A 23,101-nucleotide genomic window follows, 5' to 3' on the forward strand; every position below is an offset into this window, starting at 1 on the left:
TATTTATTGTATATTATAAGGAACATAGAAATTAAAAAATATACAAATATAATATGATTTAATTAGTAATTATAAATTTATAATAAAGTTGAGTTTTATTGAAATAAGGATTATAATTCAAAAATAATTAATTTTTTATTGGTGAAGGGTGGTTAAAAAATGGAATCTTATGAATTTTTAATGCTTGTAGCAATTATATTGCTTTCAACAAAAGTATTTGGGCTTTTGTCTGAAAAGGTGCATATGCCGCAAGTAGTAGGAGCACTTCTTGTTGGTGTAATACTTGGACCAAGTTGTTTCAATATTTTACATGAGACAGACTTCCTTGTAAAATCAGCAGAAATAGGTGTTATTTTTCTTATGTTTATGGCAGGTCTTGATACAGACCTTGAGGAGCTTAAAAGTACAGGAAAAGCATCTTTTGTAATAGCACTTATAGGTGTTATAGTGCCTCTTATAGGTGGGTTTGCAACATATTATGTATTCTTTGGAAAAACTGTTCCTGCTGATAAAGCAGTTCTGGAGTCAGTTTTTATTGGTGTTGTATTAACTGCAACATCAGTAAGTATAACTGTTGAGACACTTAGAGAGATGGGAAAACTTAAAGGTAAAGTTGGAACATCAATACTTGGAGCTGCTATTATAGATGATATTTTAGGTATTATAGCTTTAACAGTAATAACAAGTTTTGCTGACCCAGATGTTAATATTATATTTGTTCTTTTAAAAATAATTTTATTCTTTGCTTTTGTGGTTATATGTGCTGTTATAATACACAAAGTTTTTCAAAAAATGGAACAGAAATATGGAAGAAAAAGACGTGTTGCAATATATGCTGTTGCTTTCTGTTTTTTTATGTCATATTGTGCTGAGGAATTTTTTGGTGTTGCAGATATTACAGGGGCATATTTTGCTGGTCTTATACTTTGTAATATATCTGATACAAAATCTTATATTGCTTCAAAAGTTACAGTTACATCATATATGTTCTTTACACCTATTTTCTTTGCAAGTATAGGTATAAAAACTGTTGTTACAGGTCTTACACCTACATTAATTGTATTCTCTATTGTTCTTCTTATTGTGGCAATTATAACAAAGATTGTTGGTTGTGGTATAGGTGCTCTTATATGTAAATTTGATAGACATGAGGCTCTTTCTGTTGGTATAGGAATGGTTTCTCGTGGTGAGGTTGCTCTTATAGTTGCTCAAAAGGGTGCACAGGTTGGACTTATATCTGAGACAATGTTCCCTGCAATAGTAGTTGTTGTTATTGTTACAACTCTTATTACTCCTATACTTCTTAAAATGACTATGGCTGATAAAAAAGTTGCCAAAGAAGCTTAATTTGTATATATTGACAAATTTCTATTGCATAAAAACTTTTTAGGTGTTATACTAAATATGTATTAATAGCAGTCAATTTGTAAGAGTGGGTTTTTGCCCACTCTTAAGTTTTGTAAAGAAATATTTTATTTTGATAGGGTGAGATAATGGCAAAAACAAATAATTCTGAAAAAAAAGTTGAGGCAATTCTTATGCCTATAATTGAAGAAAAGAATTTTGAACTTGTTGATGTTGAATTTGTTAAGGAAGGTCCAAACTGGTACTTAAGAATTTATATTGACAAAGAAGGCGGAATTACAATTGATGATTGTGAGGCTGTAAGTCGTGCTCTTGAAGTTGAGCTTGATAAGAATGACCCTATTGAGCAAGCTTATATACTTGAAGTTAGCTCTCCGGGAATTGACAGACCTCTTAAAAAAGAAAGTGACTTTGCAAAGTATGCTGGTGAGATTGTTGATATTAAACTTTACAAGGCTTTTGAAGGCTCAAAAGAATATCAGGGAGCTTTAAAAGGTCTTGAAAATAATATTGTAACTATCACTGACGATAATGGTAAAGAGATAAGTTTTGACAGAAAAGATATTGCAGGAGTAAGACTTGCCGTTATTTTTTAATTTATGATAATGAGAATGGGAGGAATTTGAAAAATGGATAATGCGGAATTTATTGATGCTTTAAATCAGATTGAAAAAGAAAAAGGTATTGATAAGGAAATTATATTTGAGGCAATAGAGACATCTCTCGTTTCAGCCTGTAAAAAGAACTTTGGAACAAGCCAGAACATAAAAGTTGTAATAAACAGAGAAACTGGAAATGTAGCTGTTTATGCTCAAAAAGAGGTTGTTGAAAACGTTGTTGACCCTATGCTTGAACTTTCTCTTGAGGAAGCAAAAGCAAGAAATCCTTACTTTACAGTAGGTGACGTTATTGACATTGAAGTTACACCTAGAAATTTTGGAAGAATTTCTGCTCAGACTGCAAAACAGGTTGTTGTTCAGAAATTCAGAGAAGCTGAAAGAGAAATACTTTTCAACCAGTATATAACAAAAGAAAAAGAAATTATGACTGGTATTGTTCAGAGACGTGAAAAGAAAAATGTTATTGTTCAGCTTGGAAAAATTGATGGAATTCTTTCTCCAAATGAACAAATTCCAGGAGAAGAATACAATTTTATGGACAGAATAAAAGTGTATGTTCTTGAAGTAAAACAGACAACAAAAGGACCTCAGATTTATGTTTCAAGAACACACCCAGAGCTTGTAAAGAGACTCTTTGAACAGGAAGTTCCAGAGGTTCATGATGGAACTGTTGAGATAAAGAGTATAGCTCGTGAAGCTGGTTCAAGAACAAAGATTGCTGTATATTCAAAAGATGAAAATGTTGATGCAGTAGGTTCATGTGTAGGTCAGAATGGTTCAAGAGTAAATGTTATTGTAAATGAGCTTGGTGGAGAAAAAATTGATATTATTAATTGGAGTGAATACCCTAAAGAGTTTATCGCTGCTGCATTAAGCCCTTCAAAAGTTCTTGCTGTTTCAATAAATGAGGAAGAACAGAGTGCAAAAATTGTTGTTCCTAATCATCAGCTTTCTCTTGCTATTGGTAAAGAGGGACAGAATGCTAGACTTTCAGCTAAACTTACAGGCTGGAGAATTGATATTAAGAGTGAAACTCAGGCTAAAGAGACTAACTTTATTACAGAAGATGAACTTGCAGAAAGTGCTTTTGAATGTTCTCTTGACGATGAAGAAGCAAATGATGATGTTTTCATGGAAGATTTTGAAGCTGAGGAAGAAACTCTTGATGAGGAATAATTATAGGGAGGTGTTTTGATGAAACAGAGAAAAATACCTTTGAGAAAATGCACAGGATGTCAGGAAATGAAAAACAAAAAAGACCTTGTGCGAATTGTGAGAAATGATGAGGGAGAATTTTCAGTGGATTTTACAGGCAAAAAACCAGGTAGAGGTGCTTATGTATGTCCTAATGAAGAATGTCTCTTAAAAGCCCATAAATCAAAAGGTCTTGAAAGGTCTTTTAAATCAGCTGTACCAGCTGAAGTTTATGAAGAACTTAAAGAACAGCTTTTGAAAGAAAAGGGGAATTTACATGAATAAAATATTAAATTTTTTAGGATTGTGTATGCGTGCAGGAAAAATAGTTTCCGGTGAACAGGGTGTTGAGATTGCTATAAAAAGTAAAAAAGCACATCTTGTTATAGTAGCCTCTGATGCGTCAGCTAATACACTTAAAAAATTCAAAAATTCATGTGAATATTATAATGTTCCGATTATTATAATTTCTGATAAAATCACTTTGGGAAATGCTGTTGGAAAAGATAACAGAGCTGTTATGGCTATTATAGACAGTGGTTTTGCAAAAAAAATATCGGAACTTTCAAGTATAGATAATTAAATATAGTAAAAGAAATTTGGAGGTGGAGCGTTTGCCAAAGACACGTGTACATGAATTAGCAAAACAGTTAAACGTAAACAGTAAAGACCTTATGGAAAAGCTTGAGGAGTTTGGAATTGAAGCAAACAGCCATATGAGTACATTAAGCGAGGAAGATGCAGCTTTAATAGTTGAATATTATGAGTCTGAGGGACTTGAAAGCTCATCATCAGATAATAGTGATGATGATATAGAAGTAGTTTATATTGGAGAAAATATAACTGTAAAAGAACTTGCAGAAAAACTCAATATGAGTGGTACAGAGCTTGTTAAAAACCTTATGAAAAAAGGTGTTATGGCAGGTATAAATCAGTCTATTGATTTTGATACAGCTGTAAAAATAGGTGAAGATTTTAATGTTATAATTGAAAGAGAACCTGAGAAAGATATTATGGAGGAGACATTCAAGGAAGAGCCTGATGATGAAAAAGATTTACAGGAAAGACCTCCTGTTGTAGTTGTTATGGGACACGTTGACCATGGTAAAACATCTCTCCTTGACTCTATAAGACATAGTAGTGTAACATCAACAGAAGCTGGTGGTATTACACAACATATAGGTGCTTACACAGTACAGATTGATGGAAAACCTATTACTTTCCTTGATACACCGGGACATGAAGCTTTCACTGCAATGCGTATGCGTGGTGCACAGGTAACAGATATTGCTGTACTTGTTGTTGCTGCTGATGACGGTGTTATGCCACAGACAATAGAAGCTATAAACCATGCTAAAGCTGCTGGAGTTGAAATTATTGTTGCTATAAATAAAATCGACAAAGTTGCTGCAAACCCTGATAGAGTAAAACAGGAGCTTACAGAATATGGTCTCCTTGCAGAAGATTGGGGCGGAGATACAATATGTGTTCCTGTATCTGCTGTAAACAAAACAGGTATTGACCAGCTTCTTGAAATGATTATACTTTCGGCTGAAATGAAAGAGCTTAAAGCTAATCCAAACAAAAAAGCTAGAGGTGCTATAATTGAGGCACAGCTTGATAAAGGTAGGGGACCAGTTGCAACAGTTCTTGTTCAGAATGGTACTCTCCATGTAGGTGACCCTATTGTTGCTGGATGTGCTTATGGTAAAATAAGAGCTATGACAGACGACAAGGGAAGACGAGTTAAAAAAGCAGGTCCTTCAACTCCTGTTGAAATACTTGGTCTTTCTGAAGTTCCTTCTGCTGGTGACAGCTTCTATGTTGCTGCCAATGAAAAACAGGCAAGACAGGTTGCTGAGTCTATTATAGCTAAAAACAGAATGGAAATGATTAAAAATACACCTCAGAAAGTTTCTCTTGACGACCTCTTTACACAGATACAGTCAGGAAACGTTAAAGAGCTTAATATAGTTGTTAAAGCTGACGTTCATGGTTCTGTTGAAGCTGTTAAACAGAGTCTTGAAAGACTTTCAAATGAGGAAGTAAGAGTTAGAATAATACATGGTGGTGTTGGTGCTATTACTGAGTCTGACGTAATGCTTGCATCTGCATCAAATGCAATCATCATAGGCTTTAATGTAAGACCTGAGCCAGCTGCAAAGGCTTTCGCTGATGAAGAAAAAGTTGACTTACGTCTTTATAGAGTAATATATAATGCTATTGAGGACGTTACAAACGCTATGAAAGGTATGCTTGACCCTGTATACGAAGAAAAAGTTATCGGTCATGCTGAAGTTCGTCAGCTTTTCAAGGCTTCTGGCGTTGGTACAATAGCTGGAAGTTATGTTCTTGACGGTAAATTTGTTCGTAATTGTAAAGTTAGAGTTACTCGTGAAGGCGAGAAAATCTATGACGGCGAACTTGAAAGTCTTAAGAGATTTAAAGACGATGTTAAAGAAGTTGCAGCAGGATACGAATGTGGTCTCGTTATGAAGAAATTTAATGACCTTAAAGAACTTGATATTGTTGAAGCATATATGATGGTTGAGGTTCCAAGATAAGGATAAATCAAAATAGTAGGTGAATATATGAAAAACAATAACAGAATGACAAGAATTAACGACGAAATATTAAAAGAACTTTCTCAGATTTTGAGAAGTGAAATAAAAGACCCTCGTGTTGGGGTTATGACAAGCGTTTTACGAGTTGATACAACTCCAGACCTTAAATATTGTAAAGCTTATATTTCCGTTTTAGGAAATGATGATGAAAAAGCAAGCGTTATGAAAGGTCTTAAAAATGCAACAGGATTTATAAGAAGACTTCTTGCTCAGAGAGTAAATCTTAGAAATACTCCTGAACTTATATTCAAACTTGATGACTCTGTTGAATATAGTATAAGAATGTCAAAACTTATTGATGAGATAAGCAAAAATAACAGTTCATCTTCAGGAGATGATGAGGATAATGAATAATAGTATTGAACAAATAAGAGAAGCTCTTGAAAAGGCTGAAAGTGTTATAATTGCGGCACATACAAACCCTGATGGCGATGCCATAGGGTCTGTACTTGCCTTTTCAAACGCTCTTAATAATATGGGTAAAAAGGTTTATGCACTTCTTGAGGATTATGCAGAAAAATATAATTTTGTTCCAGGAAAAGAATTTGTGTATACTGGAAATTATGATGATTTAACAGCTGATGTGTTTTTATCTCTCGATTGTGGTGACACTATGAGACTTAAAAATGCAGAAGGTTTTGTTAATAAAATTTATACAATAAATGTTGACCACCATGTAACAAATGAGTATTTTGGAAATCTTAATTATGTTGACCCTGATGCTTCTTCAACATCAGAGATTGTTTATAGAATACTTAATGGTTGGTATAACATGGATAAAAATACTGCCATATGTATATATGTAGGAATTGTTAATGATACAGGTGGTTTTAGATTTACAAATACAAGTCCTGCTACAATGAGTGTTGTATCAGAACTTATGACATATAACTTTAATTTTTCTGATGTATATAACAGAATTTATCACAGTCGTACATTTAAAGAAGTGAAAATTATGGGAGAAGCATTACAAAACACAGAACTTTTATGTGATGGAAAATTTGTAATATCTCATGTTTCAATGGATACAATTAAAAAATACGGTGGAACAATAAGAGATGTTCAGGGAGTATCAGAATATTTAAAAGGTATTACAGGAACAGAAGTATCCATTTTATTGTATGAAAAAGGTGATAATGAGGTTAAAGGAAGTTTGAGAAGTGAAGATTCCTTTGATGTGGCAGAGCTTTCACAGAAATTCGGTGGTGGCGGTCATAAAAAATCAGCAGGCTGTACATTTAAAACAAGCCTTGAAGAAGCTGTAAGTATAATGAAAAATGAAGTTATAAGTAGATTTAAAAAAGGAGAATAAACCTTTGGATGGAATAATTAATATTTATAAAGAAAAAGGTTTTACATCTCATGATGTGGTTGCTGTTGTGAGAAAAACTATAAATCAGAAAAAAGTTGGTCATACAGGAACTCTTGACCCTGATGCTGAAGGTGTTCTTCCTATATGTATAGGAAAAGGCACAAAGCTTGCCGATTATATAATGGCTGAAAAAAAGGGATATAGAGCAGAGGTTACTCTTGGAATTACAACAACCACAGAAGATTCATCAGGTGAAGTTATAGAGGTTAAACCAGTTGATTTTGATGAAGAAAAAATAAAAGCTGTTGTGTATTCTTTTAAAGGTAAAATTGACCAAATACCTCCTATGTATTCAGCAATAAAAGTAAATGGTAAAAAACTCTATGAGTTAGCCAGAGAGGGAAAAGAGATTGAGAGAAAATCAAGAACAATAGAGATTTATGACATAAAAATACTTGAATTTCTGCCACCTAATAAAATAGTTATTGACGTTATATGCTCAAAGGGAACTTATATAAGAACTCTTTGTTCTGATATAGGTAAAAAATTGGGCTGTGGTGCTAATATGTCATCATTACTTAGAACTATGTCTGGTAATTTTACTCTTGATACAGCTGTAAAACTTGATGAATTAAAAAACATTGTTGAAAATAATAATATAGACAGTATACTTATAACAATAGACCAGGTTTTGAGTGATTATAAAAAGGTTAGAATATCTCCAAAGGCTACAAAACTTCTTCATAATGGCGGAAAGATTTATGAATACTTTTTTGCTGAAAAATATGATATTAAAAAAGGTGAAAATGTACTTGTATATGATGCAGAGGGAGTTTTTATAGGAATATTTAAGTTTGATTTTGATGACTCAAAAAAAATGAACTGTGTAAAACCTGTCAAGATACTTTTGTAAAACCTTAAACTGGGAGTAATTATAATGGAACATATTACAGATACTAATATTGAACAGAGCCAGCCTACGGCTGTTACCATAGGCAATTTTGATGGCCTTCATATGGGTCATAGAGCTCTTATAAGCCTTACAAAGGATTTTGCCAAGGAGGAGAACTTAAAGAGTGTTGTTTTTACTTTCAATCCTCACCCTATGTTTCTTCTCAAAAACAGAGTTCATTCGGCTCTTGTTATGGCACCAGAAGAAAAAAAATATATTATTGAAAGTCTTGGGGTAGATACTTATATTGAATATCCTTTCAGCCTTGAGTTTGCCTCAATGGAACCGGAAAAGTTTGCAAATGAATTAATATTTGACAAACTTAACTGTAAAGTTTTAATTGTAGGTGAAAATTATAAATTTGGCAGAAAACAGAGTGGAAACTACCAGCTTTTAAAAGAACTTGGAGAAAAAAGAGGTGTAAAGGTTATATATGTACCTTCTGTTCTCTATGAAAATGAGCGTGTAAGCTCCACAAGAATAAGAAATTGCCTTATTGAAAAAGATATTGAACTTGCCAATACACTTTTAACTGTGCCTTATTTTATAATAGGTCAGGTTGCTCAAGGTAAAAAACTTGGAAGAACAATAGGTTTTCCAACTATAAATATAGTTGCTGACCCTGTAAAACTTTTCCCTCCTAATGGTGTTTATGCAACAAAAACTATATATGATGGAAAAGTTTATAGCGGTGTTACTAATATAGGTATAAATCCAACTGTAAACGGTACATTTAAAGTTATAGAGACTTATCTCTTTGACTTCCATAAAATGGTTTACGGTGAGACTATAAAAACTCATTTCTTTAAATGGATAAGAAGTGAACAGAAATTCCCAAGTGTTGAAGACCTTCGCCAGCAGATGGAAAGAGATGCTAAAAAGGCTAAGGAATACTTTGACAGTGAAGAATTTGACAAATGGCGTAAATTATATTAAAAAACTATTGTAAAACAGTAATTTATGTGATAAACTTGAATAGCTGTTGAACCCAGACCCGGAATACGGAATCTCCGACCGCTTGCTTAGTCTTGGGGGATAGCAAATTTTTAAACACATTTATATATTTTTAAGGAGGATTTTTTAAAATGGCAACAATTAACAAACAGGAAATTATCGCTAAATACGGAAGAACACCATCTGACACAGGTTCACCAGAGGTTCAGATTGCTCTCTTAACAGCAAGAATTGAACTTCTTACAGACCACTTAAAATCACACAAAAAAGACCACCACTCAAGAAGAGGTCTTTTAAAAATGGTTGGTCAGAGAAGAGGTTTATTAAACTACCTTAAAGCTAACGATATCACAAAATATCGTGAACTTATCGCTGAGTTAGGTTTAAGAAAGTAATTAATAGACAAGGGAATAGAGAGGATTTTTCCTCTCTATTTTTTTAAAAAAGAGTTTACACTATAGATTTCCAGCTTTGCATATATATTTATGTATGTAAATCTGAAGATCTATGGTGTATTGTCCTAGGAGGGACAGAAAACTTGTCTTTTAATTTTATAAATTTTTATATTTTTAAAAAAGGAGAATTACTATGGAAAAGAAATACAGAAGTTATTCTATGGAACTTGCCGGACGTACTCTTACAGCTGAAATCGGAAGAGTTGCAGAGCTTGCAAATGGTGCTGTAATACTTCGTTACGGTGACACTGTTGTTCTTTGTACAGCAACAGCTTCAGAAAAACCAAGAGCAGGGATTGACTTTTTCCCATTAAGCATTGATTATGAAGAAAGATTATACGCAGTAGGAAAAATCCCTGGAGGATTTATAAAGAGAGAGGGAAGACCTAGCGAAAAAGCTATACTTACATCAAGATGTATAGATAGACCTATTCGTCCTCTTTTCCCTAAAGATTACAGAAACGATGTTTGTATTATAGCAACTGTTCTTTCAGTTGACCAGGATTGTGCTCCTGAAGTTGTTGCTATGATTGGTGCATCTATCGCTCTTTGTATATCAGATATTCCTTTCACAGATGCAGTAGGTTCTGTTAGTGTTGGTCTTGTTGACGGAGAACTTATAATCAACCCTAACGCTGAACAGAGACTTGTTTCAGACCTTGCTCTTACTGTTTCATCAAAGAAAGATAAAGTAATGATGATTGAAGCTGGAGCAAATGAAATTCCTGATGACCTTATGATGAAAGCTATAAGATTTGCTCATGAAACAAACGTTAAAATCGTTGAGTTTACAGAACAGATTGTGGCTGCTGAAGGTAAAGAGAAAAAACCTTATGAAGAACATGTTATTCCTGAAGATATGTACAAAAAAATCACTGAATACATTACAGATGAGCGTATGAAAGAAGCTGTATTCACTGATATGAAACAGGAAAGAGACGAAAAAATCAAACAGATTACTGAAGAAGTAATTGAAAAATTTGGTGAAGAATACGCTCCACTTTTTGAAGAAACAGAAGATACTTTCGAGACAATGGTTGATGAAATTATCTATAAATTTGAAAAGCTTACAGTTAGACATATGATTTTAAGAGAGCATAAACGTCCTGACGGTAGAGCTATCGAGGAAATAAGACCACTTTCAGCTGAAATTGATATACTTCCAAGAACTCATGGTTCTGCACTTTTCACAAGAGGTCAGACACAGGCTCTTACAGTTACAACATTAGGTGCTCTTTCTGAAATTCAGAAACTTGACGGACTTGACACAACAGAAGTTACAAAGAGATATATTCACCATTATAATTTCCCAGGATATTCAGTTGGTGAAGCTAAAACATCAAGAGGTCCTGGAAGACGTGAAATTGGTCACGGTGCTTTAGGTGAGAGAGCTCTTGTTCCTGTTATTCCAAGTGAAGAAGAATTCCCATATGCTATAAGACTTGTTTCTGATATTATGAGCTCTAACGGTTCAACATCACAGGCAAGTATCTGTGGTTCAACACTTTCACTTATGGCTGCTGGTGTTCCTATTAAACGTCCTGTTGCTGGTATTTCTGTTGGTCTTGTTACAGGTGACACAGATGACGACTTTATCGAAATAACAGACATTCAGGGAATAGAGGACTTCTTCGGTGATATGGACTTTAAAGTTGCCGGAACACATAAAGGTATAACTGCAATTCAGATGGATATGAAGATTAAAGGTCTTACATTCCCTATGATTGAGCAGGCTTTAGCTCAGACAGGTAGAGCGAGAGCTTATATACTTGATGAAGTTATGGCAAAATGTATTGCTGAGCCTAGAAAAGAACTTTCTCCATATGCTCCAAAGATTGCTTCAATGCAGATTGATGTTGAAAAGATTGCAGAAGTTATCGGTGCTAGAGGAAAGACAATTAAGAAAATTATTGAAGAATCAGGCTGTGAAATTGATACACAGGACGATGGAAAGATTTATATTAAAGGTGTTGACCCAGAAGGAATACAGCTTGCTATTGATATGATTTCTGCTATCGTTATGGAGCCTGAAGTAGGTAAGATTTATAAAGGTAAAGTAACAAGAATAATGAACTTTGGTGCTTTCGTTGAAATAGCTCCTGGAAAAGAAGGTCTTGTTCATATATCAAAACTTGCAAACAAACGTGTTGCAAATGTTGAAGATGTTGTAAAAGTTGATGACCAAGTAGTTGTTAAACTTCTTGAAATTGACGCACAGGGCAGACTTAATCTTTCTATAAGAGATGCTGTTGAAAAAGAAGAAAACAAAGAAGAATTAAAAGAAGACTAATAAGAGGTATAAATAAATTTATATTGCAATTTAATATTATTTATTTTATAATCTTTTATGTAATTTAATAAATTAAAAATTTATATAGGGTTATATCTATTTGAGTAGTTTTTACTCCGACAATGGCGTTGAGAATATACCATTCATAAACAACAAATGTAGGGGAATTTATGTACTTTTATAGTATAGCCCTATTGTTGTATATAAAATTAAAAAAATGTAATTATAGTATTATATATTTTTTTGAGGTGAATTTGAATGGTTAATATAAAAACGCTTAAAAATGGAATAAGAGTTGCTGTTGAAGAAATACCTTATGTTAGAAGTGTATCTTTTGGTATATGGGTAAAAAATGGTTCAAGAGATGAAAATATCAATAATAATGGTATTTCTCATTTTATAGAACATATGCTTTTTAAAGGTACATTTAAGAGAAGTGCAAAAGATATTGCCGAGGAAATGGACGCTTTAGGCGGTCAGATTAATGCTTATACAACAAAAGAGTATACTTGCTATCACACACGTGTGCTTGATAAGCATATTGAAAAGGCAGTTGATATTTTAAGTGATATGTTTTTAAACTCAAAATTTGATGATAATGATGTTTCAAGAGAGAGAAATGTTATACTTGAAGAAATAAATATGTATGATGACGCTCCGGAGGAGGTTGTACATGATAAACTTCAAGAAAATATATGGAAAAATAGCAGTCTTGGACTTCCTATTCTTGGAACAGCTGATACAATATCAAATTTTGATGGAAAAATAATAAAAGATTATTTTGATAAACATTATACAAATGAAAATACTGTAATTTCAATTGCAGGAAATGTCAATGAAAATGAGGCTTTTGCACTGGTTGAAAAATATTTTGGAGATAAAAAATCTCTCAAAACATTAAATGAAGAAAAAGAAAAAACAGTCTACTATCCTTCATTTATAAAAAGTCCAAAGGATATTGAACAAATTCATATGTGTATGTGTTTTCCGGGACTTGAAAGAGACCATGAAAATAAATATGATATGACAATATTTAATACTATTTTCGGTGGGGGAATGAGTTCAAGACTTTTCCAAAAAATAAGAGAAGACAACGGACTCACATATTCAATATATAGCTATATTTCAGCCTACACAGACGCAGGATTATTTGCTGTATATGCTGGAATGAACCCTAATCAGATAGAAAAAGTTTGCAGACTTATTTATAATGAGATAGAAGACATTAAAAACAGTCTGATTTCTGATAAAGTAATTAAAATTACCAAAGAACAGATAATAAGTAACTATATAATAGGTACTGAAAGCACTGTAAATAGAATGACTTCTATGGGAGGCTCTGTTCTTTTAAGAAATACTGTTCAGACTCAAGAGGAAATAATATCTAATATAGAAAGTGTTACAGCTCAATCTGTCCATAATATAGTAAATAAGATTTTTGATTTTGACAAAATAAGCATTTCTCTCTCAGGTAATACAGAAAGTATAGATTTTGGAAAAATAATGCCGTAAATTGTAGAATAAAAATCTTTTTAAGTGAAATAATAATACAGAACTTATAAATATTATTTTTATAGGAGGTTGTGTTGTTATGAGATTTCTAAACTGGTGTGCACTTACAATAATGATTGTTGGTGCTTTAAACTGGGGACTTATAGGACTTTTTGGTTTTGACCTTGTAACTACTATATTTAGTGGCTCACTCTTTACTGTTGCTAGAGTTATTTTCACTCTTGTTGGTCTTGCAGGTCTTTATGGTCTTACTTTCTATTCAAAAGTGGGAGCTCACCATGACAGAGTTGGTAATATTAATTAATAGAAATATATAATACTTTAAAAGACAGCTGTTTTAATTATTAAAATGGCTGTCTTTTTTATTATATTATGGTATTATTTTGTTAATCTTTAATTTAGGGGTGGAAATATGAAGTTTACAAAAATGCAAGGCTGTGGGAATGATTATATTTATATAAATTGTTTTGATGAAAATATAGAAAATCCTTCCCAGTTAGCCTTAAAAATGAGTGAAAGACATTTCGGTGTAGGTTCTGATGGTCTTGTTCTTATATGTCCTTCTGATGAGGCTGATTTTAGAATGAGAATGTTTAACTCTGATGGTTCAGAGGCTGAAATGTGTGGAAATGCTATAAGATGTGTAGGTAAATATGTCTATGATAGAGGTTTAACTGATAAGACAAATATTTCTGTAATAACTCTTGCAGGAATTAAATATCTTGATTTACACATAAATAACGGAGTTGTTGATACAGTTACTGTTGATATGGGAGAGCCTATACTTGAACCAAGTTTAATACCTTCATCAGATAAAAATGTAAGTATACAGGTTTATGATAAAAATTTTGATTTTACTTGCGTTTCAATGGGAAATCCTCATGCTGTGACTTATGTTGAAGATGTCAAAAATTTTGATGTTGAAAAATACGGAAAAGTTGTTGAAGTGGACAAGAACTTTCCTAAAAAAATAAATGTTGAGTTTGTTGAAAAGGTTTCTGATAATATGCTTAAAATGCGTGTTTGGGAGAGAGGAGCAGGCGAAACTTTTGCTTGCGGAACAGGAACTTGTGCAACTGTTGTTGCCTCTGTCATAAATGGAGTTTGTGACAGAAAGACTACTGTTGAACTTTTAGGCGGAAACTTGGAAATTGAATGGAATGAAAAAGATAATCATGTATATATGACAGGCCCTGCAAGATTTTCATTTGACGGTATTTGGCTTGCATAATAATTTACAATAAAGGAGAGATTAAAATTATGGCAGATAGTTATATTCAGGAATTAATAGCAGAGAGAATTGGCGGAAATAAATTTGGTAAAGATACTGTTCTCTATAAATTTGAAAAGATTAAAAGAGCAAGAAGAACAGCTATGAAAGAACATCCTGATATGGATATAATAGATATGGGTGTTGGGGAGCCTGATGCTATGGCTGATATGGGAGTTGTTGAAACTCTTTGTAATGAAGCTCATAAATGGGAAAACAGAGATTATGCTGATAATGGAATTGCAGAGTTTAAAAATGCTGCTGCAAAATATATGGAAAGTTTCTATAATGTAAAAGGAATTAACGGAGAGACAGAAGTTTGTCATTCTATCGGTTCAAAACCAGCCTTGGCTATGATGGCACAGGCATTTATAAATCCGGGAGATGTTACACTTATGACTGTTCCGGGATACCCTATAATAGGAACAATGACAGAGTGGCTTGGTGGAGAGGTTTATAAACTTCCTTTAAAAGAGGAAAACGATTTTCTTCCTGATTTAGACAGCATACCTTCTGATATTTTAAAGAGAGCTAAACTTTTATATATAAATTATCCTAATAATCCAACAGGTGCTTCTGCCACAGTTGAATTTTTTGAAAAAGTAATTGATTTTGCAAAGAAAAATGATATTATTGTTGTTCAGGATGCAGCCTATGCAGGTCTTACATTTGATGGTGAAAAACCATTCAGTTTCCTTTCTGTTGATGGTGCAAAAGAAGTTGGCGTTGAAATACATTCTTTAAGTAAGGCTTTTAATATGACTGGTTGGAGAATGGCTTTTGTTGTGGGAAATGAACTTGTTGTAAAGGCTTTTGCTGCTGTAAAAGATAATAACGACTCAGGACAGTTTAAGGCAATACAGCTTGCTTCAAAATATGCCCTTGAACATACTGAAATTACAGATGAGACAGCTAAAAAATATTCAAGAAGACATTCTATGCTTGTTGAAACATTAAATAAACTTGGATTTAATGCTAAAAAACCAAAAGCTTCATTTTATCTCTATGTAAAAATACCTAAGGGAGTTAAAAATGGTCCAGAGTTTAAAACTGCTGAAGATTTTAGCCAGTATCTTATAAGAGAAAAACTTATATCAACAGTTCCATGGGACGATGTTGAACCATATATTAGAATGTCTGTAACATTCCTTGCTTATGGTGAGGAGGAAGAAAGAAAAGTTATGGATGAGATTTATAGAAGACTTTCTGATGTTGAATTTCTATTCTAAATATTGTATTATTTAAAGACGGATATTTATTATCCGTCTGTTTTTATGTGATTGGAGGGTTTATATGGCAAAGGAAACACAGCTTCATATAACAGAAGAAATGAAAGAGAAAGTTATACTTGTAGGAGTAGACCAAGAAATGGGAGGAATGGACACTGAAAGTTGTCTTGATGAGCTTAATGAACTTGTTAAAACAGCAGGAGCAGAGTCTGTTGGTAGACTTATTCAAAAAAGAGAAAAAATACACCCAGCCCATTATCTTGGAAAAGGTAAACTTGAAGAACTTCAAGTTATGATTAATGCTTATGACGCAACAGGAATTGTATGTGATGATGAACTTTCACCAGCTCAAATTAAAAATCTTGAACAGATACTTAATACTAAAATAATGGATAGAACAATGGTTATACTTGATATATTTGCTTCTAGAGCCATATCCAGAGAAGGAAAAATTCAAGTTGAGTTGGCACAGCTTAAATATAGACTTTCAAGACTTGTGGGAATTGGTGCTTCTTTGTCAAGACTTGGTGGTGGTATCGGTACAAGAGGTCCTGGTGAGACAAAACTTGAAGTTGACAGAAGATATATAAAATCAAGAATTGCAGAACTTAACAGAGAACTTAAAGAGATAGAAACTCACAGAGAGCTTTTGAGAAATCAGAGAGATAAAAAGGGAAAACCTGTTGTGTCCCTTGTAGGATATACAAATGCAGGTAAATCAACACTTATAAATAAACTTACAGATGCAGGAGTTTTGGCGGAAGATAAACTTTTTGCTACTCTTGATACAACAACAAGAAAAGTTAAGCTTATAAATGGCTCTGAAATACTTTTAATTGATACGGTTGGATTTATACAGAAATTACCTCATAATCTTGTTCAGGCTTTTAGAGCTACTCTTGAGGAAATGAAATATGCTGATATACTTCTCCATGTGGTAGATGCATCAAATCCACAGAGGAAAGAACATATGAATGTTGTTTATAGTACCCTTAGAGAGTTAGGCTGTGAGGAGACTCCTGTTATAACTGTATTTAATAAGATTGATAGGGAAGATGTTGAATATCCTCTACCTTTCGATATAAAAGCTAGGGATACTGTTAAAATTTCAGCTAAAACAGGAAAAGGCACAGAAAATATGCTTACTGCTATTGAGGAACTTTTAAAATCCTTTAGAAAATCTATTAAAGTCATGATACCTTACAGTGAGGGAAGTCTCATAAGTTATATACATGGCAAGTGTGAAATTATATCAGAAGAACACACAGAAACAGGCTATCTTATAGAGGCTTATGTCAATGAAGAAACTGAAAATAGACTTAAAAATTATATCTTGAAATAATATTATTTTTCGACAGTAAACATTTCATGGTTTGTATATCGGCTGTATATATTGATTTCTCCTGTCGAATACTTTGATAAATGCTATTTAAAAGTCGATATTGTTTTATAGAAATAACATTTGTTAACTGTTATAATCTTCCTTAGTGAGTTTAAGGGGGAGAGTTATGGAAAAGGAAATATTTTCAGAAAAAACAGTTGAATTAGAAAATGGAGAAAGTGTTGTATTGCACTATTTTATAACAAAAAGTCATATAAAATATAAAAATATGAAATCTCCAGTATATGGCATAGAAATATCAAAGTATTGTGGAAATGTTTTTGTTGAAAAAGAGGGAGACTATGGTGTAACAGAAAAAAGAGAGGATATTTTAAAACTTGCTGATATAATATCAAAATATAATGTTATGCCATCGTCACTTTTAAATATAATTGACGATTTTGTTTCATAAAAGACCGTTTTTTTGCGGTCTTTTCTTTTTTGTTTAAATATTTTATGGTATACTTTAAATGCATAAAATTAAAGTTTGGGTGATAGAATGCTTAAAAAATATAAAACAATATTAAATCAAGCTGAGGCTGAAATTATAGAAAAAAAATCAAGATTTATTGCTACTGTAAGACCTGTTAAAGATGAAGATGAAGCTAGAGCCTTTATTGATGAAATGAAAAAGAAATATTGGAACGCAACTCACAATGTTTTTGCTTATCAGATAGGCGATAGAAATGAAATACAGCGTTGTAGTGATGATGGTGAACCACAAGGTACTGCAGGAAAACCTGTTCTTGATGTTTTAGCCGGTGAAGATATAAAAAATACTGCTATTGTTGTTACAAGATATTTTGGTGGAACTCTTTTGGGCACAGGCGGTCTTGTAAGAGCCTATGGAAAATCTGCTAAAGAGGGGATACTTTCTGCTGGTGTAGCTGAAATGGTTCTTTATAGAAAATTTAGTATAGTTACAGACTATCCTACATCAGGCAAAATTCAGTATGAAATATTGCAGGACGGTCATATTATACATGATACAATTTATACTGAAAATGTTGAGTTTATAGTTTTAACTGAGGCTGATTTTGCGGATAGCTTTAATAGTAAAATGATTGATGTATCAAATGGTAAAGCTCAGATAAATATGCTTAATGAATTATATGGTGTTTGGCTTGATGGTAACCTTGATTTGTATGAATAAAAACTTGTAATATTTGATAAAAAATGATAAAATGTAACGTGGAGAAATTTTAAGGAGGATATTTATGTCAGGACATTCAAAGTTTGCTAATATTAAACATAAAAAAGAAAAAAATGATGCTGCAAAAGGTAAAATATTTACTATGCTCGGAAGAGAAATTGCAGTTGCCGTTAAAGCTGGTGGTCCAGACCCTGCAAACAACGGAAAACTTCGTGACGTTATAGCAAAGGCTAAATCAAATAATATGCCTAATGATACAATAGAGAGAAGTATTAAAAAAGCTGCTGGTGCTGGTGATGATGTTAATTACGAATCAGTAACATATGAAGGATATGGTCCTAATGGTGTTGCTGTTATAGTTGAAGCTCTTACAGACAATAGAAACCGTACATCTGCAAATGTTCGTAACGCTTTCACAAAAGGCGGCGGAAATATGGGTACAAGCGGTTGTGTATCTTTCATGTTTGATGAAAAAGGTCTTATCGTTATTGATAAGGAAGAGGTTGAAATGGAAGAAGACGAGCTTATGATGACTGCTATTGAAGCAGGTGCAGAAGATTTTGCAGCTGAAGAAGATAGCTTTGAAATTACAACAACTCCAGATGATTTTTCAGCTGTTCGTGAGGCTCTTGAAGCAGCAGGAATTCCTATGGCTTCAGCAGAGGTTACTATGATACCTCAGACTTACACAGCTCTTACAGGTGAAGATGATATTAAGAAAATGAATAAACTTCTTGACCTTCTTGATGATGACGATGATGTTCAGAATGTGTACCACAATTGGGATGAGTAGTCAAACATGATGACATAGTCAAAAAAGCCCGAGAAATCAACGTTTTCAGAGGTTTTTTTGAAGAATTTTTAGGCTTAAAAAAATTCGATTTTCATAGATGACATGGCAAAAATTAGGCAAAAAATCGATTTCCAGCGATGTGATTTTAAATTCACATCGCTTTTTTTGTACCTTAAAATATATGTCAAAATTTAACAAATTCATTTTATAACCATTTTTTAAAAAAATATTTCGCAAATTATGACAAAAAATAACAATCATAATCACAATAAGTTATTAGATTTTATTTTATAAAATAAAAACTTAATATGAGTGATTTTTATATACTCGTAACATAAGGGGGGGATGAGTAACTAAAATTTATTTTATGGCAGTACAAATAAAGATGTACTGCTTTTTTTATTGCCATTAATAAGGAAGAAACAAGGAAAGGAGAAATTTTTATTAGAGAAAAAGAAATCAGAGTTTTAGAGGTAAAGCCACATGAGTACCCAAAAGGATTTATATTAAAGAAAAGAGTTGAATGTATAGATATATATATAATAGCAGAATTAAGTTTTTTAATTTTGCATTGTATAATGTGGTAAAATAATGAGTATAAGATAAATTGTATTTAAAACATATACAGTAGAAATGCAGATACTGATTTTAAATAATATCTAATTGGTAAAAAGAAAAATGCTATTCATATTTAATGGTTTGGGTGGATTTGTGGTAAATATAATCAAACTTTGTATAAAGAATAATCGATGCTTATTACTAGAAAAGGATTTTCTAATAATATAAAGAAATAACTGGAATCCTTCATTTGATAAGGATTCTGGATATATTTGTTTTCTTTATGAAGCAATCTCTAAAGAATATCACTGTTTTTTATTTTAAAAAATATTCAGAATTATAGAATACAAATGAAAATGTTGGGATTTTATGAGACTTTTTTTCAGTTATACTAAGGAAAATAAATGAAAGAAAGGATATTAAATATGAGTAAAGAGTTAACTGGAAAAAATGGAAAAATTGTAGGAACAGATGTATATTTTCAAGCAATGAATCAACAATTTAAGATTGAAGAAGTTGTGAAAGTTTCAAAGGAATATAAATATTTGGATGGATTGAAGGAACTTGTACAGTGCTGTAATGAAATGATTTCAATGATTTATCAAGATGTGAAAAGTAGTGCTTATATTTTAGCATTTATTCCAGAAAAAGATCGAAAGGAAACGGCAGAACTAGTAAAGGCGATGGGAGAGATTATACAAAAATGGGGGAGTCATAACGTTAATGTAGATAGAATTGTTTCTTATGTATTATTGTCATCTAAAGAGTCTAAAAGAAAATCATCAGAAAGTTTTGGAAACATTGAAAAAGCAGAAAAAAAGATAAGAAGCAATACTGGAAACAATATTTCTATATCAGAAAAGTTAAATATGTTGCAAAAAGCATTAAATAGCAATGTTTCTAAAGCGGCATCCAATGATTTGAAGAAATTTGCATTTTTATCTTCTGTGGAGCAAGGCAAAGGAAATGCGTTTTTAGCAGATGTATATTATTACTATCAGTATAAATGGAACGAAAAAATTTATAAAGGAAAAAACGGAAAACGTTTATGTAGCAAAGAATATAATATGGAAATTGTAAAAAAAATCTTTAGAAACGAATTTCCTATTAAGTATTCTTATGGATCTGCAAAGAAATATGTTTATGAAATTGATAAAATGTTAAAAAATATTTATAATCAAATAGAAAGTGACATCAAACAAGGAGAAAGGGAACATCACTATATACAGGATAAAAATGGGAAAATACTAATTTATGCAATAGAGCAATTACAGAAAAGCGGTATTCAGTGTTCTAATCTGAAAAACAATATAGAAAATCTGATGTGGTTTGTAGGTGGAAATTCACAAAAGATACTGCAGCTGCAAAAGAAACTGAATATATTGGGAATGAAAGGTAGCCGCGGTAAATTAAAAGAAGATGGTGTTTTTGGAGAGGAAACACTTTGTGCATGGAATCAAGTGTCAAAGTCCTTGGTATCAGGGTCTGTGCCTGTGCTGACATATGTGGATATACTACAAAGTAATTTGACAGATGTAACACATGAAGTAGTAGTAAAAGATATTTCTAATGCTAAATTGAATAATTCAAAGCTCAAAAATTTGTCGGATATGAATGATTATTCCATGCTTTTTTATGCGAAAAATGGAAAAAAATCAAGAGCATTTATGTTGGATAGACCACATTATGAAAAAGGTAAGGAGCTGTCATTTCACATTAATTATGATGCTGACAAACCAATTTTTTTAAAGAAATATTTAAATCATAAAGAAATTTCTGAATCTACATATATAAGATTTAAAAACTTTACAAAAGCAGGAAAAGCAGTCCGTATCGGAGGAAAAGTTCTTTTAGTAGCAGGTGTCCTTTTAGATACTTTGGAATTAGGAAATACTATTATAGATGATTTAAGTGATGTGGACAAAAAAATAGGCAAAAAAACGGGTATGACAGCAGCTAAAATAGGAAGTCGCTGGGCAGGAGCTGCCATTGGGGCGAAACTTGGAGCTATGGCGGGTTCTGGAATTGGAACGGCTGTTGCCCCAGGGTTTGGAACAGCTATTGGAGGCACGGTACTTAGTTTAGTTGGAGGTATTGCAGGGGCAGTAGGTGGAGAAGAATTTGCAAACTGGGTATTTGATATCACAGATTTGGTATAATTAGGAGATGATAATATGTTTTTTCATAGGAAAAGAAAAGTAGTCGATAAACCAACGAAAGAGCAAGCAAAGAAATTCTATGTTTTTGTGACAGTTACAGAAATGAGTTTTACCTGTCATATTTCTTACACAGAAGGTATGCATCCTACAAACTTTACAGAAATCAGTTATGCAATTTTGGAAAAAATAATGGAAGAATATTGCGTTTTTACGGTAAGACATTTTCAAGGTGAGGCGGAAGAATTGGAAAACTGCATCACTTATCTGAAAAATCAATCAACTACAGAATTTCTATCTGATGAAAAAGAAATTATCATTGAAAAAAGAAAGGGCGTGCATTCTTTTTTATTAAAAGACTGTTTTCATAATGTAGATCCTGGTCAATGTAGTTTTCCTATGAATGATTTTACACTATATGGATATCATGACGATATAATGATGAAAGCAAATGCCGAGGAACAATATACATTTTTTCAGAAAGAAAAACCGGATATTAGGGTAGATTATGAAGACCATTTTGAGGAATTGCAAAGTCTTTCTATCATTATAAAAAAAGATGTCATTTGCCCAGAGAAACTAGTTGTATTCATAATTAGAGTTTTGAGAAGTTATGGAAAAGATATAGAGCTAAATTATAAAGAGGAAAAAGAAATTTCATATTTGGCAGAACAATGTGATTGCATGTTATTTTTTCAAAAAAGAATAAAGAAAGAACAAAAGCCGGTTCCATATGAAATATATGTTGGTAGAAAAAAGGATACTATTCAGTTTGATCTGTATTATTGGTCTCAAGATGACCCTTTAATAGATTATTTAAATATTGCTTTTGAGATATTGGAAAAGATTTTAGAAGATTACTACTTGTTTATCTGTGAAAAAGAGTTTGAACCTAAAAAGCATAACAGAATACTTCAACATATGAAAACTGTAAAGAATGCAGAGTATGTGTATGATGATGAAGGTATTACAGAAAAACAAAAAGGGTTTTGTTCCAATTTGTTGAAAGCTTATTTTCAAAGTGAAAACTCTGAAGAACCAGAGCATGACTTTAGAGCCTTTTATATTTATGGATTTCTTCATGATGTTCCAATGCAAAGAACTGCAAAAGCACAAGATGAGTTTCTTTATAAAAGGTGTGAGGATATCTTTGTGGAATACGAGGAATTATTTGAAGGACCAACCATTAATATATGGATAAAGAAGGCATCCTTTGATATATATGAGTTGATGTGTCTATCTATGGAAATAATAAGGAAACATGGCAAAAATCTATCCATTTT

22 protein-coding genes and 1 pseudogene are annotated in these 23,101 nt (G+C 32.4%); all 23 read left to right on the forward strand.

The window, feature by feature from the left end:
• The first annotated feature begins 159 nt into the window (after positions 1-159).
• Entirely contained in the window at positions 160-1,347 is a 1,188-nt protein-coding gene (locus B5E58_RS11630; RefSeq protein ID WP_088109829.1) for a cation:proton antiporter, read from the forward strand.
• Positions 1,348-1,493: 146 nt separating this feature from the next.
• Positions 1,494-1,961, forward strand: coding sequence for a ribosome maturation factor RimP (gene rimP / locus B5E58_RS11635; RefSeq protein ID WP_088109830.1), 468 nt, complete (start codon positions 1,494-1,496; stop codon positions 1,959-1,961).
• A 33-nt stretch (positions 1,962-1,994) separates the two neighbouring features.
• Complete coding sequence (nusA, locus tag B5E58_RS11640) at positions 1,995-3,161, forward strand: transcription termination factor NusA (protein WP_088109831.1); 1,167 nt, start codon at positions 1,995-1,997, stop codon at positions 3,159-3,161.
• An 18-nt stretch (positions 3,162-3,179) separates the two neighbouring features.
• Positions 3,180-3,464, forward strand: a complete 285-nt coding sequence (gene rnpM / locus B5E58_RS11645) for an RNase P modulator RnpM (RefSeq protein ID WP_088109832.1) — start codon at positions 3,180-3,182, stop codon at positions 3,462-3,464.
• The gene (locus B5E58_RS11650; RefSeq protein ID WP_164493562.1) at positions 3,457-3,762 is read left to right on the forward strand and encodes a L7Ae/L30e/S12e/Gadd45 family ribosomal protein; all 306 of its coding nucleotides are present in this window, start codon (positions 3,457-3,459) and stop codon (positions 3,760-3,762) included. Before rnpM ends, B5E58_RS11650 begins: the two co-directional genes overlap by 8 nt.
• A 22-nt stretch (positions 3,763-3,784) precedes the next feature.
• Positions 3,785-3,934: pseudogene (locus B5E58_RS14005) on the forward strand (translation initiation factor IF-2 N-terminal domain-containing protein); the annotation flags it as partial.
• Positions 3,935-4,018: 84 nt separating this feature from the next.
• Positions 4,019-5,743 carry a translation initiation factor IF-2 gene (gene infB, locus B5E58_RS11655; protein WP_443080077.1) on the forward strand — a complete coding sequence of 575 codons (1,725 nt, stop codon included), beginning with the start codon at positions 4,019-4,021 and terminating at the stop codon, positions 5,741-5,743.
• A gap of 27 nt (positions 5,744-5,770) precedes the next feature.
• Positions 5,771-6,157 carry a 30S ribosome-binding factor RbfA gene (gene rbfA, locus B5E58_RS11660; protein WP_088109835.1) on the forward strand — a complete coding sequence of 129 codons (387 nt, stop codon included), beginning with the start codon at positions 5,771-5,773 and terminating at the stop codon, positions 6,155-6,157.
• Positions 6,150-7,115 (forward strand): DHH family phosphoesterase, encoded by a 966-nt coding sequence (locus tag B5E58_RS11665; protein WP_158097747.1) that lies wholly within the window; start codon positions 6,150-6,152, stop codon positions 7,113-7,115. Before rbfA ends, B5E58_RS11665 begins: the two co-directional genes overlap by 8 nt.
• Positions 7,116-7,119: 4 nt before the next feature.
• Positions 7,120-8,028 (forward strand): tRNA pseudouridine(55) synthase TruB, encoded by a 909-nt coding sequence (gene truB / locus B5E58_RS11670; protein ID WP_088109837.1) that lies wholly within the window; start codon positions 7,120-7,122, stop codon positions 8,026-8,028.
• Between the two features lie 24 nt (positions 8,029-8,052).
• Positions 8,053-9,003 carry a bifunctional riboflavin kinase/FAD synthetase gene (locus B5E58_RS11675; RefSeq protein WP_088109838.1) on the forward strand — a complete coding sequence of 317 codons (951 nt, stop codon included), beginning with the start codon at positions 8,053-8,055 and terminating at the stop codon, positions 9,001-9,003.
• Between the two features lie 149 nt (positions 9,004-9,152).
• Positions 9,153-9,416 (forward strand): 30S ribosomal protein S15, encoded by a 264-nt coding sequence (rpsO, locus tag B5E58_RS11680; protein ID WP_088109839.1) that lies wholly within the window; start codon positions 9,153-9,155, stop codon positions 9,414-9,416.
• Positions 9,417-9,609: 193 nt separating this feature from the next.
• Positions 9,610-11,766: a polyribonucleotide nucleotidyltransferase gene (locus B5E58_RS11685; RefSeq protein ID WP_088109840.1), complete on the forward strand. Its 2,157-nt coding sequence runs from the start codon at positions 9,610-9,612 to the stop codon at positions 11,764-11,766.
• A gap of 258 nt (positions 11,767-12,024) precedes the next feature.
• Positions 12,025-13,278 (forward strand): M16 family metallopeptidase, encoded by a 1,254-nt coding sequence (locus B5E58_RS11690; protein ID WP_088109841.1) that lies wholly within the window; start codon positions 12,025-12,027, stop codon positions 13,276-13,278.
• 79 nt (positions 13,279-13,357) lie between these two features.
• Positions 13,358-13,582: a DUF378 domain-containing protein gene (locus tag B5E58_RS11695; protein ID WP_088109842.1), complete on the forward strand. Its 225-nt coding sequence runs from the start codon at positions 13,358-13,360 to the stop codon at positions 13,580-13,582.
• Positions 13,583-13,690: 108 nt separating this feature from the next.
• Entirely contained in the window at positions 13,691-14,509 is an 819-nt protein-coding gene (gene dapF, locus B5E58_RS11700) for a diaminopimelate epimerase (RefSeq protein WP_088109843.1), read from the forward strand.
• Between the two features lie 29 nt (positions 14,510-14,538).
• Positions 14,539-15,777 (forward strand): LL-diaminopimelate aminotransferase, encoded by a 1,239-nt coding sequence (locus tag B5E58_RS11705; protein ID WP_088109844.1) that lies wholly within the window; start codon positions 14,539-14,541, stop codon positions 15,775-15,777.
• Positions 15,778-15,841: 64 nt separating this feature from the next.
• A complete protein-coding gene (gene hflX / locus B5E58_RS11710; protein WP_088109845.1) occupies positions 15,842-17,119 on the forward strand; it encodes a GTPase HflX in 1,278 nt (425 codons plus the stop codon).
• Between the two features lie 166 nt (positions 17,120-17,285).
• Positions 17,286-17,570, forward strand: coding sequence for a DUF6514 family protein (locus B5E58_RS11715; RefSeq protein ID WP_088109846.1), 285 nt, complete (start codon positions 17,286-17,288; stop codon positions 17,568-17,570).
• Between the two features lie 87 nt (positions 17,571-17,657).
• Positions 17,658-18,311: a YigZ family protein gene (locus B5E58_RS11720; RefSeq protein WP_088109847.1), complete on the forward strand. Its 654-nt coding sequence runs from the start codon at positions 17,658-17,660 to the stop codon at positions 18,309-18,311.
• A gap of 64 nt (positions 18,312-18,375) precedes the next feature.
• The gene (locus tag B5E58_RS11725; protein WP_088109848.1) at positions 18,376-19,104 is read left to right on the forward strand and encodes a YebC/PmpR family DNA-binding transcriptional regulator; all 729 of its coding nucleotides are present in this window, start codon (positions 18,376-18,378) and stop codon (positions 19,102-19,104) included.
• Between the two features lie 962 nt (positions 19,105-20,066).
• Entirely contained in the window at positions 20,067-21,821 is a 1,755-nt protein-coding gene (locus B5E58_RS11730) for a bacteriocin class II family protein (RefSeq protein ID WP_158097748.1), read from the forward strand.
• A gap of 15 nt (positions 21,822-21,836) precedes the next feature.
• Positions 21,837-23,101: hypothetical protein (locus B5E58_RS11735; RefSeq protein WP_143597265.1), on the forward strand; the 1,265-nt coding region annotated here is incomplete at its 3' end.

Origin of the sequence: Tyzzerella sp. An114, assembly GCF_002161055.1 — a bacterium.
Lineage (GTDB): Bacteria > Bacillota > Clostridia > Lachnospirales > Anaerotignaceae > Fimicola > Fimicola cottocaccae.